General features: G+C 67.7%; 15 protein-coding genes. 6 read left to right on the top strand and 9 right to left on the bottom strand.

All coding sequences use genetic code 11. The features are described from left to right. Positions 1-51: 51 nt before the first annotated feature. Positions 52-945: a methionyl-tRNA formyltransferase gene (gene fmt, locus ACFOM8_RS06345; protein ID WP_377760353.1), complete on the top strand. Its 894-nt coding sequence runs from the start codon at positions 52-54 to the stop codon at positions 943-945. A gap of 57 nt (positions 946-1,002) precedes the next feature. Here fmt and secA read toward each other — a convergent pair whose 3' ends face one another. Beyond that, a complete protein-coding gene (secA, locus tag ACFOM8_RS06340; protein ID WP_377760351.1) occupies positions 1,003-3,720 on the bottom strand; it encodes a preprotein translocase subunit SecA in 2,718 nt (905 codons plus the stop codon). Between the two features lie 198 nt (positions 3,721-3,918). Between secA and ACFOM8_RS06335 the strand changes: the two genes are divergently transcribed. The 4 genes from ACFOM8_RS06335 to ACFOM8_RS06320 all read left to right on the top strand — a co-directional run bounded on the left by ACFOM8_RS06335 (position 3,919) and on the right by ACFOM8_RS06320 (position 6,656). Next, the gene (locus tag ACFOM8_RS06335; RefSeq protein WP_377760349.1) at positions 3,919-4,758 is read left to right on the top strand and encodes a peptidylprolyl isomerase; all 840 of its coding nucleotides are present in this window, start codon (positions 3,919-3,921) and stop codon (positions 4,756-4,758) included. Continuing rightward, a complete protein-coding gene (gene argJ / locus ACFOM8_RS06330; protein WP_377760348.1) occupies positions 4,758-6,011 on the top strand; it encodes a bifunctional glutamate N-acetyltransferase/amino-acid acetyltransferase ArgJ in 1,254 nt (417 codons plus the stop codon). Before ACFOM8_RS06335 ends, argJ begins: the two co-directional genes overlap by 1 nt. Continuing rightward, positions 6,008-6,406, top strand: a complete 399-nt coding sequence (gene mutT, locus ACFOM8_RS06325) for an 8-oxo-dGTP diphosphatase MutT (RefSeq protein ID WP_377760346.1) — start codon at positions 6,008-6,010, stop codon at positions 6,404-6,406. The genes argJ and mutT overlap by 4 nt, the downstream gene beginning before the upstream one ends. A 121-nt stretch (positions 6,407-6,527) precedes the next feature. Next, the gene (locus tag ACFOM8_RS06320; protein WP_268866570.1) at positions 6,528-6,656 is read left to right on the top strand and encodes a hypothetical protein; all 129 of its coding nucleotides are present in this window, start codon (positions 6,528-6,530) and stop codon (positions 6,654-6,656) included. An 86-nt stretch (positions 6,657-6,742) separates the two neighbouring features. Here ACFOM8_RS06320 and infB read toward each other — a convergent pair whose 3' ends face one another. The 5 genes from infB to pip form a co-directional block, all read right to left on the bottom strand. Further along, positions 6,743-9,331: a translation initiation factor IF-2 gene (infB, locus tag ACFOM8_RS06315; protein WP_377760344.1), complete on the bottom strand. Its 2,589-nt coding sequence runs from the start codon at positions 9,329-9,331 to the stop codon at positions 6,743-6,745. Positions 9,332-9,339: 8 nt separating this feature from the next. Then, complete coding sequence (locus ACFOM8_RS06310) at positions 9,340-9,960, bottom strand: RNA-binding protein (RefSeq protein ID WP_377760342.1); 621 nt, start codon at positions 9,958-9,960, stop codon at positions 9,340-9,342. An 18-nt stretch (positions 9,961-9,978) separates the two neighbouring features. Beyond that, the gene (gene nusA, locus ACFOM8_RS06305; protein ID WP_377760341.1) at positions 9,979-11,595 is read right to left on the bottom strand and encodes a transcription termination factor NusA; all 1,617 of its coding nucleotides are present in this window, start codon (positions 11,593-11,595) and stop codon (positions 9,979-9,981) included. A gap of 3 nt (positions 11,596-11,598) precedes the next feature. Next, positions 11,599-12,213 carry a ribosome maturation factor RimP gene (rimP, locus tag ACFOM8_RS06300; protein WP_377760339.1) on the bottom strand — a complete coding sequence of 205 codons (615 nt, stop codon included), beginning with the start codon at positions 12,211-12,213 and terminating at the stop codon, positions 11,599-11,601. A 124-nt stretch (positions 12,214-12,337) separates the two neighbouring features. Continuing rightward, positions 12,338-13,324 carry a prolyl aminopeptidase gene (pip, locus tag ACFOM8_RS06295; RefSeq protein ID WP_377760337.1) on the bottom strand — a complete coding sequence of 329 codons (987 nt, stop codon included), beginning with the start codon at positions 13,322-13,324 and terminating at the stop codon, positions 12,338-12,340. 48 nt (positions 13,325-13,372) lie between these two features. Here pip and ubiG point away from each other — a divergent pair, with 48 nt between their 5' ends. Further along, complete coding sequence (gene ubiG, locus ACFOM8_RS06290) at positions 13,373-14,119, top strand: bifunctional 2-polyprenyl-6-hydroxyphenol methylase/3-demethylubiquinol 3-O-methyltransferase UbiG (protein ID WP_377760335.1); 747 nt, start codon at positions 13,373-13,375, stop codon at positions 14,117-14,119. Positions 14,120-14,314: 195 nt separating this feature from the next. On the opposite strand, the gene ACFOM8_RS06285 is transcribed toward ubiG, so the two are convergent. The 3 genes from ACFOM8_RS06285 to ACFOM8_RS06275 all read right to left on the bottom strand — a co-directional run bounded on the left by ACFOM8_RS06285 (position 14,315) and on the right by ACFOM8_RS06275 (position 15,933). Further along, complete coding sequence (locus tag ACFOM8_RS06285) at positions 14,315-14,773, bottom strand: MarR family winged helix-turn-helix transcriptional regulator (RefSeq protein WP_377760333.1); 459 nt, start codon at positions 14,771-14,773, stop codon at positions 14,315-14,317. 126 nt (positions 14,774-14,899) lie between these two features. Further along, positions 14,900-15,172 carry a glutaredoxin 3 gene (grxC, locus tag ACFOM8_RS06280; RefSeq protein WP_377760331.1) on the bottom strand — a complete coding sequence of 91 codons (273 nt, stop codon included), beginning with the start codon at positions 15,170-15,172 and terminating at the stop codon, positions 14,900-14,902. Between the two features lie 29 nt (positions 15,173-15,201). Continuing rightward, entirely contained in the window at positions 15,202-15,933 is a 732-nt protein-coding gene (locus tag ACFOM8_RS06275) for a double zinc ribbon domain-containing protein (protein WP_377760330.1), read from the bottom strand. Positions 15,934-15,953: the final 20 nt, after the last annotated feature.

Genomic DNA, 15,953 nt, shown 5'->3' with positions numbered 1-15,953 from the left:
TCTGCCCCCGGACCCCCGAGGATATTTGGGGCAAAGATGAAAGGGCCGCCAATGCGCGTGATCTTCATGGGAACGCCTGATTTTTCCGTTCCCGCCCTGCGGGCCGTCGCCTCCCGGCACGATGTGGTTGCGGTTTATTCGCAGCCGCCTCGGGCTGCGGGGCGGGGGCAGAAGCCCAGGCCTTCGGCGGTTCATGCGGCGGCGGATGAGTTGGGGATCGCCGTGCGCACGCCCCTGCGGCTGCGCGGCGAGGATGAGCAGGCGGCGTTCGCGACGTTGCGGGCCGATGTGGCTGTGGTCGTGGCTTACGGCCTGATCCTGCCGCAGCCGGTGCTGGATGCGCCGCGGTTGGGGTGCTTGAACATCCACGCCTCGCTGCTGCCGCGCTGGCGGGGGGCGGCGCCGATCCATCGCGCGATCATGGCGGGGGACGCCGAAACCGGCGTCTCCATCATGCAGATGGAGGCGGGGCTGGATACCGGGCCGGTGCTGGCCGAGGCGCGGACGGGGATCGGAGCCGAGGAGACGACCGCCGATCTGCATGACCGGCTGTCGGAGATGGGGGCGGATCTGATCGTCGATGTGCTGGCGCGGCTGCCCTTGCCTGCCGTGCCGCAGGCGGAGGATGGCGTGACCTATGCCGCCAAGATCGACAAGGCCGAGGCGCGGGTGGATTGGACGCGTCCCGCCGCCGGGGTGGACCGGCTGATCCGCGGGCTGTCGCCCTTTCCCGGCGCCTGGTGCGAGATCGCGGGCGAGCGGGTGAAGCTATTGCGCAGCCGCGTTGCCGCGGGCCAGGGGACGCCGGGGCAGGTTTTGTCGGGATTCACCATCGCCTGCGGCGACGGCGCGGTCGAGGTGCTGGAAGCGCAGCGGTCAGGCAAGAAGCCGATGGCCGCCGAGGAACTGCTGCGCGGGTGGCCGCTTCCCCCGCGGTTGGGATAGGGGTTCGGCAGGGTGGAACCCCCACCCTGCGCAGGTTTTCGCAAAGGGCGCCGCGCGTCAGATCGCGCCGTGGCAATGCTTGAACTTCTTGCCCGATCCGCAGGGGCAGGGGTCGTTGCGCGACGGGCTGCCCCAGGTGGCGGGGTTTCCTTCGTCGAAGCCCGCGACCAGCGGCTGGGGCTTGGACGCGTCGTCGTCCGATTGCCGGTCCGCTCCGTGTTCCATCGTCAGGTGTTCCTGCGCGGCCTTCTGCTGTTCGGCCATCTGGCGCAGCATTTCTTCGCGCTCCGCCTCGGTCAGGGGGCGGATTTGGGCCAGACGCTGCGTCACGTCGAAGCGCAGGCCGTCGAGCATGGTTTCGAACAGCTGGAAGGCCTCGGTCTTGTATTCGGACAGGGGATCGCGCTGCGCATAGCCGCGGAAGCCCACGACCGAGCGCAGGTGTTCCAGCGTCAGCAGGTGGTCGCGCCATTTCTGGTCGATCATCTGCAACAGCACCTGCTTTTCGATCTGGCGCATGTTTTCCGCGCCGAAGGCGGCGGCCTTGTCCGCCTGATAGGTGTCGGTCGCCTGCTCGATGCGTTCGCGCATGGCGTCCTGGTCCACGCCTTCCTCGGCCGCCCAGTCGGCAATGGGCAGGTTCATGTTCAGCCGCTCGCGGACGGCGGTTTTGAGCCCCTCCAGATCCCATTGTTCGGGATAGGATTTCGGCGGCATGTGTTCGTCGATCAGATCGTCGATCACCTGATGACGCATGTCGGCGGTGATTTCTCCGACCTCGGTGCTGTCCATGATCTCGCGGCGCTGGCTGAAGATGGCCTTGCGCTGGTCGTTCATCACGTCGTCGAATTTCAGCAACTGCTTGCGGATGTCGAAGTTGCGGCCCTCGACCTTGGCCTGGGCGCGTTCCAGCGACTTGTTGACCCAGGGATGAACGATGGCCTCGCCTTCCTTCATGCCCAGGGTGGACAGCACCTTGTCCAGCCGTTCGGACCCGAAGATCCGCATCAGGTCGTCGTTCAGCGACAGGAAGAACAAGGACCGGCCCGGATCGCCCTGCCGGCCCGAACGGCCGCGCAGCTGGTTGTCAATGCGGCGGCTTTCGTGGCGTTCGGTGCCCAGAACGAACAGGCCTCCGGCGTCCAGAACCCGTTGCCTGTCGGCGGCGTGTTCGGACTCGATCCGGGCGCGGACCTCGTCGGGATTGGCCTCGGGGTCGGCCTTGAGGGCCTCGAGAACCTTCATCTCCACGTTGCCGCCCAACTGGATGTCGGTGCCGCGTCCCGCCATGTTGGTGGCGATTGTGACGGCGCCGGGCTTGCCCGCATCGGCCACGATCTGCGCCTCGGCCTCGTGCTGGCGGGCGTTCAGCACGTTGTGGGGGATGCCTTCCTTTTGCAGCATCGCCGACAGCATCTCGGACTTCTCGATACTGGTGGTGCCGACCAGGGTCGGCTGGCCCTTGGCATGGGCTTCCTTGATCGCCTCGATCACGGCGGCGTATTTCTCGGCCGCGGTGCGGTACACGCGGTCGTGTTCGTCCACGCGCGCGATGCCGCGGTTGGTGGGAACCTCGACCACGCCCAGCTTGTAGATCTCGGCGAATTCCTCGGCCTCGGTCGCCGCCGTGCCGGTCATGCCCGCCAGCTTGGCGTAAAGCCGGAAGTAGTTCTGGAAGGTCACGGATGCCAGCGTCACGTTTTCGGGCTGGATGGTCACGCCTTCCTTGGCCTCGATGGCCTGGTGCAGGCCGTCGGACAGGCGGCGGCCCTTCATCATGCGGCCGGTGAATTCGTCGATCAGCATCACCTCGCCGTCGCGGACCATGTAGTGCTGGTCCTTGTTGAACAGCTTCCAGGCGCGCAGGGCCTGGTTGGCGTGGTGGACGATGGTTGTCGATTCCGGGTCGTACAGGGTCTGGCCTTCGGGCAGGATGCCGTCGGCTTGCAAGCGCCGTTCCAGGAATTCGTTGCCTTCCTCGGTAAAGGTCGCGTTGCGAGCCTTTTCGTCCAACTTGAAGTGTTCTTCGGTCAGCAGCGGGATGTACTGGTTCAGCGTCACATACAGCTCGCTGCGGTCCTGCGAGGGACCGGAAATGATCAGCGGCGTCCGCGCCTCGTCGATCAGGATCGAGTCCACCTCGTCCACGATGGCGAAGTTGTGGCCGCGCTGGACCATTTCCTCGACGCTGCCCTTCATGTTGTCGCGCAGGTAGTCGAAGCCCAGTTCGTTGTTGGTGGCATAGGTCACGTCGGCGGCATAGGCCGCGCGCTTTTCCGGTTCCGGCTGGAAGGGATAAACCACGCCCGTGCTCAGGCCAAGCTGGCGGAACACCTTGCCCATCCACTCGGCATCGCGTTTCGCCAGGTAATCGTTGACGGTGACGATGTGGACGCCCTTGCCGGTCAAGGCGTTCAGATAGGCGGGAAAGGTCGCGACCAGGGTCTTGCCCTCGCCCGTCTTCATCTCGGCGATGTTGCCCTGATGCAGGAAGATGCCGCCCATCAGCTGCACGTCGAAGGCCCTGAGGCCCAGGGCGCGGCGCGCGCCCTCGCGGCAGTTGGCGAAGGCCTCGGGCAGGATGTCGTCCAGGCTTTCGCCCGCCGCCACGCGGGTCTGGAACTCGCGGGTCTTGTCGATCAGGCCCTGATCCGACAACGGGCGGAACTGATCCTCCAGCGCGTTAATGCGGGCCACCAGCCCGCGCGTTCCCTTGACCTTGCGGTCGTTGGGGCTTCCAAAGACCTTTTTCGCCAGATTACCGATGCCGAGCATGCAAACCTTCGCAATCACGTTGTTGGGAAAGGCGATCCCAGCCGGGCCACTTGCCCGGACCAACCGCATTGCCGTATCAGGGGCCTGAACGAAAGCGGCGGCGGCGCCTTCCACGGAGTTGGACCGGGATCTATGCCTCGCCCGCCCCACTGTCAACGCTGGCCCCGAGGCGCGGGCTGAACAAGCGAAGGAATCCCCATGCTGAAATCGTCGATTCTGGCCGCCCTTCTGGCCACGGCCCTGCCGCTTGCGGCCCTGGCCCAGGACAAGGGCGCCGACACGGTCGTGGCCACCGTCAACGGCACGCCCATCACCCTGGGCGAGATGATCGTGATGAAAGAGGCCGCGTCCCAGGATCCGCAAATGGCCTCCATGGGCGAGGAGGCGCTGTACGAGATCATGCTGGACCAACTGATCCAGCAGACCGCCGTGGCGGGCGCGGGCAAGGAAAACGCGGGCGTGCGCGCGCAGCTGGAAATCCAGCGCCGCAACACCCTGGCCGCCGCCGCCATCGCCGAGGTGACGAAGGCCCAGCCGACGGACCAGGACATCCAGGCGGCCTATGACAAGCTGTTCGCGTCGGCCGAACCCGCGACCGAATACTCCGCCGCCCACATTCTGGTCGATACCGAGGAAAAGGCCAAGGAGATCAAGTCCGAACTGGACGGCGGGGCGGATTTCGGAACCTTGGCCGAACAGAACTCGACCGGGCCCAGCGGACCGAACAAGGGCGATCTGGGCTGGTTCAGCGCCGACCAGATGGTCAAGCCCTTTGCCGATGCCGTGGCCGGAATGGAAAAGGGCCAGATCTCGGAGCCGGTGCAGACCGAATTCGGCTGGCACCTCATCAAGCTGAACGACACCCGCATGCGCGAAGCCCCCAAGCTTGACGAGGTGCGCGACCAGATCAGCCAGATGGTGCTGCGCGACAAGGTCCAGGCGGAGATCGAGCGCCTGACCGGCGCGGCCGCCGTTGAAAAGGTCGAGGGCATCGATCCCGCGCTGCTGAACAAGACCGAGCTTCTGGAGGCCGAGTGATGGGCAAGGCCGGGCTTCCCGTGTCCCCCCTGGCGCCCGCCCGTTTCCCCGACCTGCCGGTCGTCGCGGGCGTCGAATTCGCCAGCGGCGCCGCAGGCGTGAAGTATCAGGGCCGCACGGACGTGACGCTGATCCGCATCGCGCCGGGGTCCAGCCTGGCCGGCGCCTTCACCAGATCGTCGACGCGCGCGGCCTGCATCCTGGACAACCAGGCCAAGCTGGCGGCGGGCGGAGACGCGCCCGAAGGCGCGGCGATCATCGTCAATTCCGGCAATGCCAACGCCTTCACCGGCGCGCGGGGGCAGGAGTCGGTCGATGCGGTCACGACGGCCGTGGCGCGGGCCGCGGGCGTGCCGGCCGGGCGGGTGTTCTCGTCCTCGACCGGCGTGATCGGAGAGCCGCTGCCCCATGACCGGATCGTCGCCATCGTGGATGACCTGGCGGCCTCGCTGGACGCGGGCGGCATCGCCGGGGCGGCGCGGGCGATCATGACGACCGACACCTTCCCCAAAGGGGCCTCCGCCGTCGTCGCGGGCGAGGGCGGAGAGATCCGCATCGCGGGCATCGCCAAGGGATCGGGCATGATCGCGCCCGACATGGCGACGATGCTGGTCTATGTCTTCACCGATGCGGCCATCCCCGCGCCGCTGTTGCAGCAGGCGCTGAGCAGCGGTCTGGACACCACCTTCAACGCCATCACCGTGGACAGCGACACCTCGACCTCGGACGCGCTGATCCTGGCGGCGACGGGCCGCAGCCCTGCGGCGCCGATCACGTCGCTTGACGGCGGCGCGGGCGCGGCCTTCGTGACCGCGCTGCACGGCGTCATGCGCGATCTGGCGCAACTCGTCGTGCGCGACGGAGAGGGCGCGACGAAATTCGTCGAGGTGCGGGTGACGGGCGCGGCAAGCGAGGCTGACGCGCACAAGGTCGCCATGGCCATCGCCAATTCCCCGCTGGTCAAGACCGCCATCGCGGGCGAGGACGCGAACTGGGGCCGCATCGTCGCCGCCGTCGGAAAGTCGGGGGCCGAGGCCGACCGCGACCGGCTGCGGATCCGCTTCGGCGACATGGTCCTGGCGGAAAACGGCTGGCGCTCGCCGTCCTATGACGAGAGCAAGGCCAGCGCCTACATGAAGCGGCAGGATCTGGTGATCGCCGTCGATCTGGGCCTGGGGCAGGGGGCGCGGACCGTGTGGACCTGCGACCTGACCCACGGCTATATCGACATAAACGCCGATTACCGGTCGTGAAAACCGTTCTTGTCGCCGCCGTCGCCCTGATCGACGCCGACGGGCGCGTGCTTCTGGCGCAGCGTCCCGAAGGCAAGCCCATGGCGGGCCTGTGGGAGTTTCCCGGCGGCAAGGTCGAGCCGGGCGAAACGCCCGAGGCCGCCCTGATCCGCGAACTGCACGAGGAACTGGGCATCGACACCTGGACCTCGTGCCTGGCGCCGTTGACCTTCGCAAGCCACGGCTATCCCGATTTCCATCTGCTGATGCCGGTCTTCGCCTGCCGCCGCTGGCAGGGAATCGCCCATCCCCGGGAAGGGCAACGGCTGGCCTGGGTGCGGGCGACGGATTTGCGCGATTACCCCATGCCGCCGGCGGATGTGCCCCTGATCCCGATGTTGCAAATGTGGCTTTGAAGTCGCAGATCAGCCCAGTTTTTCGCGAACTGCCCGCAAAATGTCGTAGATCGCCGTTTCGTTAAACCCTGGGTAACGATTTCATGGCAATATGGTTCCCGAGGGAACAAGAGGGCTTGACATGATTCGCACGATTTCGATTGGCAGTCACATTCTCGTCCAGGGGCTTTTCGAATGTCTGGCCCCGAACGGGAACATGGTGGTTCGCATCGGCACGCGGACCTTTGAAGGAAAGCCGGTCACGCGCTGACCCGGCAGGCACCGCGGCAATGACAAAAGGGGCGGCCACCGTGGCCGCCCCTTTTGCGTGGTTTGCGTGTCGGGACAAGCGCCGCCTTACAGCGTGCGCTCGACCTCCTCGCGCTCGAAAATCTCGATGACGTCGCCGGGGCGGATGTCGTCGTAGTTCTCGAAGGCCATGCCGCATTCCTGGCCGGACTGGACTTCCCTGACCTCGTCCTTGAAGCGTTTCAGCGTCTTCAGCGTGCCCTCGTGGATCACCACGTTGTCGCGCAGCAGGCGCACGCCCGCAGACCGGCGGGCCACGCCTTCGGTGACCAGGCAGCCCGCGACCTTGCCGACGCCCGTGACCTTGAAGACCTCGCGGATCTCGGCATAGCCGATGAAGTTCTCGCGCACCTCGTTGGACAAGAGGCCAGAAGCCGCCGCCTTGATGTCGTCCACCAGGTCGTAGATGATCGAGTAATAGCGGATCTCGACACCCTTCTGGTTGGCCGAATTGCGGGCCGGGGCATTGGCGCGGACGTTGAAGCCGATCACCGGGGCCTTGCTGGCCTCGGCCAGGCCGATGTCGGATTCGGTGATCGCGCCGACGCCGTAATGCAGCACGCGGACGCGCACCTCCTCGTTGCCGATCTTTTCCAGCGCCTGCACGATCGCCTCGGCCGAGCCCTGCACGTCGGCCTTCACCACCACCGGCAGTTCGGCCACGTTCTCGTCGGCCTTGGCCTTGGCCATCAGCTGCTCCAGCGTGGTCGCGGCACCGGCGGCGGCGCGCTTGTCCTTGGCGGCCTGGCTGCGGTAATCCGCGATCTCGCGGGCCTGCGCCTCGGTTTCGACCACGTTCAGCACGTCGCCCGCCTCGGGCGTGCCGTTGAGGCCCAGCACCTCGACCGGGACCGAGGGTCCGGCTTCGTCCACGCGCTCGCCCTTGTCGTTGATCAGGGCGCGCACCTTGCCCCACTGCTCGCCCACGACAAAGATGTCGCCGCGCTTCAGCGTGCCGTTCTGCACCAGGACGGTGGCCACGGGGCCGCGGCCCACGTCCAGCTGCGCCTCGATCACGGCGCCCTGGGCGGCACGGTTGGGGTTCGCCTCCAGCTCCAGGATCTCGGCCTGAAGGGCGATGGCTTCCAGCAGGTTGTCCAGGCCCTGGCCGGTCTTGGCCGACACCTCGACATCCTGCACGTCGCCCGACATTTCCTCGACCACCACCTCGTGCTGCAACAGCGCGGTGCGGACCCTGTTCGGATCGGCCGAGGGCTTGTCGATCTTGTTGATCGCCACGATCATCGGCACGCCTGCGGCCTTGGCGTGGTTGATCGCCTCGACCGTCTGCGGCATCACCGCGTCATCGGCGGCCACCACCAGCACAACGATGTCGGTCACCTGGGCGCCGCGCGCCCGCATCGAGGTGAAGGCCGCGTGGCCCGGCGTGTCCAGGAAGGTCAGCACCGCCCCCGAGTCGGTCTTCACCTGATAGGCGCCGATGTGCTGGGTGATCCCGCCCGCCTCGCCCGAAACGACGTTGGCCTTGCGGATCGCGTCCAGAAGCGAGGTCTTGCCGTGGTCCACGTGGCCCATGATCGTGATGATCGGCGGGCGCGGCTGCAAGTCCTCGGGCCGGTCTTTGACCGTGTCGATGACCTGTTCCACGTCGGCGTCCGACACGCGGACGGCGCGGTGGCCGAATTCCTCGATCACCAGCTCGGCGGTGTCGGCGTCGATCGCCTGGTTCATGGACACCATCATGCCCATCTTCATCAGCGACTTGACCACGTCGGCGGCGCGTTCCGCCATGCGGTTGGCCAGTTCCGACACCACGATGGTTTCGGGCAGCTGCACCTCGCGCACCTGCTTTTCGGCGCGCACGCTGCCCATGGCCTTCTGCCGGGCGCGGTCCTGCTTGCGCTTCATCGCGGCCAGCGAACGCTGCCGCCCGCCCTCGCCGTCCAGGGCCTGGGTCAGCGACAGGCGGCCGGTGCGGCGGCTGTCCTCGGCCTTGGCCTTGGCCTTGGCGTCGCTGTCGCCGCCGGCATCGCGGCGGTCGCGGTCGGGGCGGCGCGCGCCTGCCGCAATGCCGGGCTTTTCGGCGCGGGACGCCGCAGCCTCGATCGCGGCGCGGTCGGGGGTGGCAGGGCGCGAACCGGCGGGCCGGGCGCCGGCGGACTTGGCGTCGGCGGCGCGCGCGGGACGTTCCGCCGATTTGGGCTCTTCCTTGCGCTTGGCGCGCTCTTCGGCCTCGCGGGCGCGGCGGGCGTCTTCCTCGGCCTTCAGGCGCAGGGCTTCCTCGCGCTCGCGTTCCTCGCGCTCCTTGGCCTCGATCTCGGCCCGGCGGCGCTCGCGTTCCTCCTCGCGCGCCTTTTCATCGGCGATGCGCTGCGCAGCTTCCTCGACCTCGCGCGCCTTGGCGGCGGCAAGGGCCTTGAGGCGGCGCTCCATTTCGGCGTCCGAAATACCGGCGGGGCGCTTGGAAGGATCGCTGGCGACCTTGGCGGTCAGCGGGTTCTTGGCCTTGTCGGCCACGCTCATGGCTGCGGCACCGGGTTTCGGCACCACGACGCGCTTGCGCTTGGTTTCCACGACGACGCTTTTGGTGCGACCGTGGCTGAAGCTTTGCTTGACCTGGCCCGAACGGCCGCTGCCGCCGAGTCCCAAGGTCGATTTTCCGTCTTTGTCGCTCATCTGCGTCTTCATTCCTTCCCGGCCGCCGTATTGCTGCCGTCATGCCCGCGCAGACCCGTCAGTCTGCCGGCTTCCAAGATCACCTTGTCCGTCAGGCCACCCGCCGCAAGCGCGCCGTGTATGACATGATCGCGCCCAAAGGACAAACCCAATTCTGATGCGGAAAGGCAGCCGAACCAGCGCCCGCCGGTGGGCGTCCACAGCTTGCCCTTGCCGCGCTCGGACCCGTCGCTGGCCTGCAAAAGCACCTTTGCGCGCCCTTCGGCCAGCCAGCCCTTCACCTTCTCGAATCCGGCAACGGCGATGCCGGACTTGCGCGCAAGCGACACAAGTTCGATCACCCGCCGCGCCAGCGCCGCCTCGACCAGATCGCCCAGGCCTTCGGGCGCCTTGACCGGGGCCTTGGCGGCGCGGGAAAACAGCCCCTTCGCCGCCGCCTTGTCGATGGCGGCGCGGTCGGCCGCGACCCAGATGCCGCGGCCCGGCAGCTTTTCCGCCAGGTCGGGCACGACCGAGCCGTCCGGCCCGGCGACGAAACGGATCAGCCCGCGCTTGGGCTGAACTTCTCCGGTGACGATGCAGCGCCGTTCAGGCTCGTCCCGGTCCTTGATGAGACCACCGCGGCTCAAGCCGGAAAACCCGGGGCATCACGCCCCGGCCTCCTTGTCGTCGGAAGTCTCGGTTTCCTCGGCATCGCCTTCCAGTTCGGTCGGATCGACCCAACCCAGCTGCACGCGGGCGGTCATCACCAGGGTTTGTGCTTCTTCCAGGGACACGTCGAAAGGCTCCAGAAGCCCCTCGTCCTTGACGCGCTGGCCGTTCACCGTGGTCCAGCCGCCCGCCAGTTCCCAGTCGGCGCAGGTGGCGAAATCCTCCAGCGTCTTCACGCCGTCCTTGGCCAATGCCTCCACCATCTGGGGGGTCAGCCCCTCGAATTCAATAAGGCTGTCCTCGGCGCCGAGCGCGCGGGCGTTTTCAAGCGCGGCCTTGGTCCGGGCCTCCAGAACGTCGCGGGCGCGGGCCTGCAATTCCTGGGCCGTGCCTTCGTCCACCCCTTCGATGGACAGAAGCTCGTCCAGATCGACGTATGCCACTTCCTCCAGGTCGGTAAAGCCCTCGGCCACCAGAAGCTGGGCGAAGAACTCGTCCAGGTCCAGCGCCTCCATGAACAGCCCGGTGCGGGCGTTGAACTCGGCCTGGCGGCGCTTGGATTCCTCTTCCTCGGTCAGGATGTCGATGTCCATGCCGGTCAGCTGGCTGGCCAGCCGCACGTTCTGGCCGCGACGGCCGATAGCCAGGGACAGCTGCTCGTCGGGAACCACCACCTCGATCTTGTTAGCTTCCTCGTCGAACACGACCTTGCTGACCTCGGCCGGTTGCAGGGCGTTCACCAGGAAGGTGGCCTGATCCTCGTTCCAGGGGATGATGTCGATCTTTTCGCCCTGAAGCTCGCCCACCACGGCCTGCACGCGGCTGCCGCGCATCCCGACGCAGGCGCCCACCGGGTCGATCGAGTTGTCGTAGGAGATCACGGCGATCTTGGCGCGGCTGCCCGGATCGCGGGCCACGGCCTTGATCTCGATGATGCCGTCATAGATTTCGGGCACCTCCATCTTGAACAGCTCGGCCATGAACTGCGGGTCGGTGCGCGACAGGAAGATCTGCGGCCCCCGCGATTCGCGGCGCACGTCCTTGACATAGGCGCGGATGCGGTCGTTCGGGCGATAGCTTTCGCGGCCGATCTTCTCGTTGCGGCGCAGGATCGCCTCGCCCCGGCCGACATCGACGATGATGTTGCCGTATTCCTCGCGCTTGACGACGCCGTTGATGATGGTGCCGGCGCGATCCTTGAATTCCTCGTATTGGCGGTCGCGCTCGGCCTCGCGGACGCGTTGCAGGATCACCTGCTTGGCCGACTGCGCGGCGATGCGGCCCAGTTCGACGGGCGGCACCTGGTCCACGATCACGTCGCCCACCTTGGGGTCGTCCAGATAGGGGCGGGCCTGATCCACGGTCAGCTGCGCCTGATAGTTTTCGACCGCGTCGTCCTCGACCACGGTGCGGACGCGGGTAAAGGTCGCGTTGCCGGTCTTGCGGTCGATCTTGACGCGGATGTCCATTTCCGCGCCGTAGCGCGACTTGGCGGCGCGGGCGAGGCTGTCCTCCATCGCCTCGATGACCAGCTCGGGCTCGATCATCTTCTCGCGCGCGACGGCTTCGGCGGTTTGCAGCAGTTCAAGCTGGTTGGCAGAGGTGATTGCCATCACTCACTCCTTGGCATGGGCGTTCTCGCCGGCGTTGTCTTCGGTTTCGATCTCGTCGAAGGCGCTTGGGTCCAGGTTCTCGATCTGGACGCCGGCTTCCTTCTTCTGGCGCAGCATTTCGCGGATCAGCTCGTCGGTCAGGACCAGCTTGGCATCCGACAGCCAGTCGAACTGCAACCCGATGGTGTGGACCTCGCCCGCTTCCTCGATGTTCAGCAGAACCTCGCCGCCCTCGACCCCCGCCAGCACGCCCTTGAAGCGCTTGCGCCCGTCGATGGGCTGGTTGGTTTCCAGCCGCGCCTCGTAGCCCTCGAAGGTCTCGAAATCCTTTATCCGGGTCAGGGGCCGGTCGATGCCGGGGCTGGAGACCTCCAGGTGATAGGCGTCCTCCAGCGGATCCTCGACATCCAGGGCGGCGCTGACCGCGACCGAGATGTCGCCGCAGTCGTCCACGTTGATGCCGCCCTCGGGGCGGTCGGCCATGATCTGAAGCGTGGCGGTCTTGCCGCCTTGCAGGCGCACGCGCACCAGTTCGAACCCCAGATCCTCGATCACCGGGGCGATGATCTCGGCCAAACGCCGGTCGATGGCGGTCTTGGCGATCAGATCGTTCGACATGAGATCCTTTCGGATGTGAAAAAGGGCCCGTAGCGGGCCCATGCGGAAATCTCCGGTGGGCAGGGGGTGGAAGCCTGCGCCGCTGTTGAGGCGGTATTTAGCACGAAAAACGCGACATTCAAGTTCAAAGTGCTTTTGCCCGGTCCTCGTCGCGGATCGCATCCATCACCTTGACCAGTTCCGCCGAGATCCGCGGCTCCGACAGCGCATGTCCCGAGGCGGGGATCAGCCGCAAGTCGCATCCCGGCCAGCCTTCGGCCAGACGCCAGGCGCCCAGCGGCGGGCAGACCATGTCGTACCGGCCCTGGACGATCACGGCGGGCAGATGCTCGATCCGGTGGCGGTCGCGCAGAAGCTGGCCTTCGTCCAGGAAGCAGCGGTTCATGAAGTAGTGATTCTCGAGCCGGGCGAAGGCCCGGGCGTAATCGGGCGGCGCGTGGCTGACGGCGGCCGATTGCAGCCCCGCCAGGGCGTTTTCCCACATCAGCCAGGGCTGCGCAAAGCGGCCTTGCCGCCCGACATCGGTCGAGAACAGGCGCTTGTGATAGGCCGCGATCAGGTCGCCCCGCTCGGCCTCGGGGATGGGTTCGCAGAACTGCGCCCAAAGGTCGGGAAAGAACCGCCCCGCGCCGCCGCCGTAGAACCAGTCGAGTTCCCCCTGCGTGCCCAGAAACACGCCCCGCAGCACCAGCCCGGTCACGTGGCCGGGATGCGCCTGCGCGTAGGCCAGCGCCAGGGTCGCGCCCCAGCTGCCGCCGAACAGCAGCACCGATTCGAGGCCGAGCGTCCGGCGGATCACCTCGATGTCCGCGATCAGGTGCTGCGTGGTGTTGGCATGAACCGAGGCCTGCGGGCGCGAACGGCCGCAGCCCCGCTGGTCGAACAGGACCGCGCGGTAATGGGCCGGGTCGAAGAAGCGGCGCATGAAGGGGCTGCATCCGCCGCCCGGGCCCCCATGCAGCACCAGAACCGGGCGGCCTTGGGGGTCGCCGCTTTCCTCGACATAAACGGAATGGCCGTCGCCGACCTCCAGCAGGTGGCGGGCAAAGGGTTCCGCGGCCATGTGGAGGCGGCCAGCCGATGCGGCGTTTTGTCCTGCCAATCGATCCATCGCCTTATTATAAGCGCAGACGAAGCCGCCCGCCAGAAGGACCACGCCATGAGCAGCCCCATCACCAGCATCGACCCCGCCGAGATCGCCAAGTTCGAGGCGATGGCCGCAGAATGGTGGGATCCCCGGGGCAAGTTCCGGCCGCTGCACCTGATGAATCCGGTGCGGCTGGATTACATCGCCACCCAGATCGCCGGCGAGTTCGGCCGCGACCGGCGCGACCTGCGGCCCTTCGGGGGGCTGCGGGTGCTGGACATCGGCTGCGGCGGCGGGCTGGTGGCGGAACCCGTGGCCCGGCTTGGCGCGGATGTCGTGGGCGCGGACGCGGCGGAAGGCAACATCGCGGTGGCGCGGCTTCATGCGGAAGGGCAGGGGCTGGCCATCGACTATCGCGCCACGACGGCCGAGGCGCTGGCCGCCGGGGGCGAGCGTTTCGACGTGGTGCTGGCGCTGGAGATCGTCGAGCATGTGGCCGATCCCACGGTCTTCATCGCCACCTGCCGCGAACTGGTCAGGCCGGGCGGGCTGGTGATCCTGTCCACGCTGAACCGCACGGCCCGCAGTTTCGGGGCGGCGATCGTCGGGGCCGAATGGATCCTGCGCTGGCTGCCGCGCGGCACGCATGACTGGAGCCGCTTCATCACCCCCGACGAGTTGGCGGGAATGGCCGAAGGCGCCGGGCTGGCGGTGGCAGACCGGCGGGGGATGGTCTTCAACCCCCTCGGCTTCGGCTGGTCGCTGTCCGACCGGGATCTGTCGGTGAACTACATCCTGACCGCCCGGCGCGAGGCATAAGGGCGGACCGGCGCGGATGACGCCCGCGCGGCCGGGATTGGAAAACGCGTTCTACTCCCGCGCGAGCGGACCTGGCCAGAGAACGGCGCCCGCCGGGGGGCGGAGGCCGGACCGTCAAGGCCCGGCGGCATGGATGGCCGTGAGGCCGCGCGGCGCGGGCTACCCCCTTCGCCCGGTCAAGGCGCGTCGATCCTGCTAATCCTCGTCCCCTTCCAGCCGGATGCGCAATTCGCGCAGCACCGGCAGGGCGGTGCGGACGCGGTCGGCGCCGATGTCGCGCACGACCTCGGCGATCAGGGGCATGAAGGCCGCAAGCGCCGCGTCGCGCGCCGCCCGTCCGGCGGGGCTGATGGACACGAACTTGCGCCGGGCGTCGTCCCAATCGGGGCGGATATGGACATGCCCCGCCCATTCCAGCCGCGACAAGGTGTTGGTCATCGCCCCGCGCGTGACGTGAAAGGCCTGGGCCAGTTGCGCGGGGGTCCGTTCCTCGTTCACGTGGGCTAGAAGGTTCAGAACCGAGAAATGCGAGATCTGCATTCCCCGGGGCAGGGCCTTGCTGATCAGGTTGCGCGACAGCTGCTCCGCGATCAGAACCTCGGCAAAGAGGCTTGCGGCAAGCCGGTCATTGGCCTGGGGACGGTCGGTGGTCACGGATGCGGGCATTTTTCCCCAAGGGGCGGAATAGGTGGTCGCAAGGCAGGGCGAAGCCGGAACCGTGCCCCGCCGGTTCGCCGCGGTCAAGCCCGACCTTGGCCGGACCCTGCGTCAACGCCGTGGTCAGGCAGCATCGCCCGCCAGAAGCGCATCCAGCTTGCCCCGGCGGTCCAGGTCGAACAGGTCGTCGCAGCCGCCCACATGCCGGTCGCCGATGAAGATCTGCGGGACCGTGCGGCGGCCGCCCGCGCGCTGCGTCATCCGGGCGCGCACCGACGGGTCGGCGCCCACGTCGATTTCGTCGTAGCGCGCGTTCTTTTCCCGCAACAGGCCCTTGGCGCGGATGCAGAAGGGGCAGGTGCGGGTGGTGTAGATGGTGATCGAAGGCTGGGTCATGGGGGCTGTTCCTTTGCTGTGACCCATACCTAGTCATCCTTGACCGCCCTTGCCAGAACCGCGACCGAAACAGGCCCGGATCCCGCCGCCAGCAATGCGTCTGCCGCCGCCGCCAGGGTTGCGCCCGAGGCCATCACGTCGTCGACCAGCAGCACCGGCCGCCCGGCGGCCTGGCTTTTGCGCCGGGGGTTCACCGCCAGCGCCCCTGCGATGTTGGCGAAACGGTCGCCGACGCCGCGATGGTCCTGGCCCGGCGTGTGCCTGCGCCGGACAAGCAGGTCGGGCAGATGCGCCGCCCCATGCGCCCGCGCCACCCGCCCCGAGATCAGCGCCGCCTGGTTGTAGCGCCGCTTGAGCAGCCGTCGCAGATGCAGCGGCACCGGCGCCACGATGGTGTCGGGCCGGATCAGCGGGCCCGCCGCCCGCGCCAGCCAGGCCGCCAGGGCAGGGGCCAGGTCCGGCCGGTCGCCATGCTTCAGCGCCAGAACCAGCCGCCGTCCCGCCCCGGAATAAACGACCGCCGCCCGCCCGTGCTGCCAGGGCCGCGCGATGGACAAGCAGTCGTCGCAGGTCAGCGCCGGATCGCCGGCGCCCGTTCCGTCGTCGGGCAGCGGCACCCCGCAGCGGGTGCAGGCCGCGCCGGTGATGAAGCGCGTTTCGGAAAAGCAGGCCGGACACAGCTGGCCCGGTCCCTCGCCCGCCACGGGCGCGCCGCAGGACACGCATTGCGGTGGATAAAGCAGGCGCAACGCGCCTTTCATCGCCCCTTGAAGCACCCTAT

This window comes from Paracoccus angustae (assembly GCF_042648745.1).
In the GTDB taxonomy this organism is placed as follows: Bacteria; Pseudomonadota; Alphaproteobacteria; order Rhodobacterales; family Rhodobacteraceae; genus Paracoccus; species Paracoccus angustae.
This window is presented reverse-complemented; position numbering and strand designations above follow the sequence as displayed.

Bases quoted from the DNA above. Each gene is read 5' to 3' on its own strand.
- fmt (WP_377760353.1), top strand. From the start codon at position 52: ATGCGCGTGATCTTCATGGGAACGCCTGATTTTTCCGTTCCCGCCCTG.
- secA (WP_377760351.1), bottom strand. From the start codon at position 3,720: ATGCTCGGCATCGGTAATCTGGCGAAAAAGGTCTTTGGAAGCCCCAAC.
- ACFOM8_RS06335 (WP_377760349.1), top strand. From the start codon at position 3,919: ATGCTGAAATCGTCGATTCTGGCCGCCCTTCTGGCCACGGCCCTGCCG.
- argJ (WP_377760348.1), top strand. From the start codon at position 4,758: ATGGGCAAGGCCGGGCTTCCCGTGTCCCCCCTGGCGCCCGCCCGTTTC.
- ACFOM8_RS06320 (WP_268866570.1), top strand. From the start codon at position 6,528: ATGATTCGCACGATTTCGATTGGCAGTCACATTCTCGTCCAGGGGCTT.
- infB (WP_377760344.1), bottom strand. From the start codon at position 9,331: ATGAGCGACAAAGACGGAAAATCGACCTTGGGACTCGGCGGCAGCGGC.
- nusA (WP_377760341.1), bottom strand. From the start codon at position 11,595: ATGGCAATCACCTCTGCCAACCAGCTTGAACTGCTGCAAACCGCCGAA.
- rimP (WP_377760339.1), bottom strand. From the start codon at position 12,213: ATGTCGAACGATCTGATCGCCAAGACCGCCATCGACCGGCGTTTGGCC.
- pip (WP_377760337.1), bottom strand. From the start codon at position 13,324: ATGGATCGATTGGCAGGACAAAACGCCGCATCGGCTGGCCGCCTCCAC.
- ubiG (WP_377760335.1), top strand. From the start codon at position 13,373: ATGAGCAGCCCCATCACCAGCATCGACCCCGCCGAGATCGCCAAGTTC.
- grxC (WP_377760331.1), bottom strand. From the start codon at position 15,172: ATGACCCAGCCTTCGATCACCATCTACACCACCCGCACCTGCCCCTTC.
- ACFOM8_RS06275 (WP_377760330.1), bottom strand. From the start codon at position 15,933: ATGAAAGGCGCGTTGCGCCTGCTTTATCCACCGCAATGCGTGTCCTGC.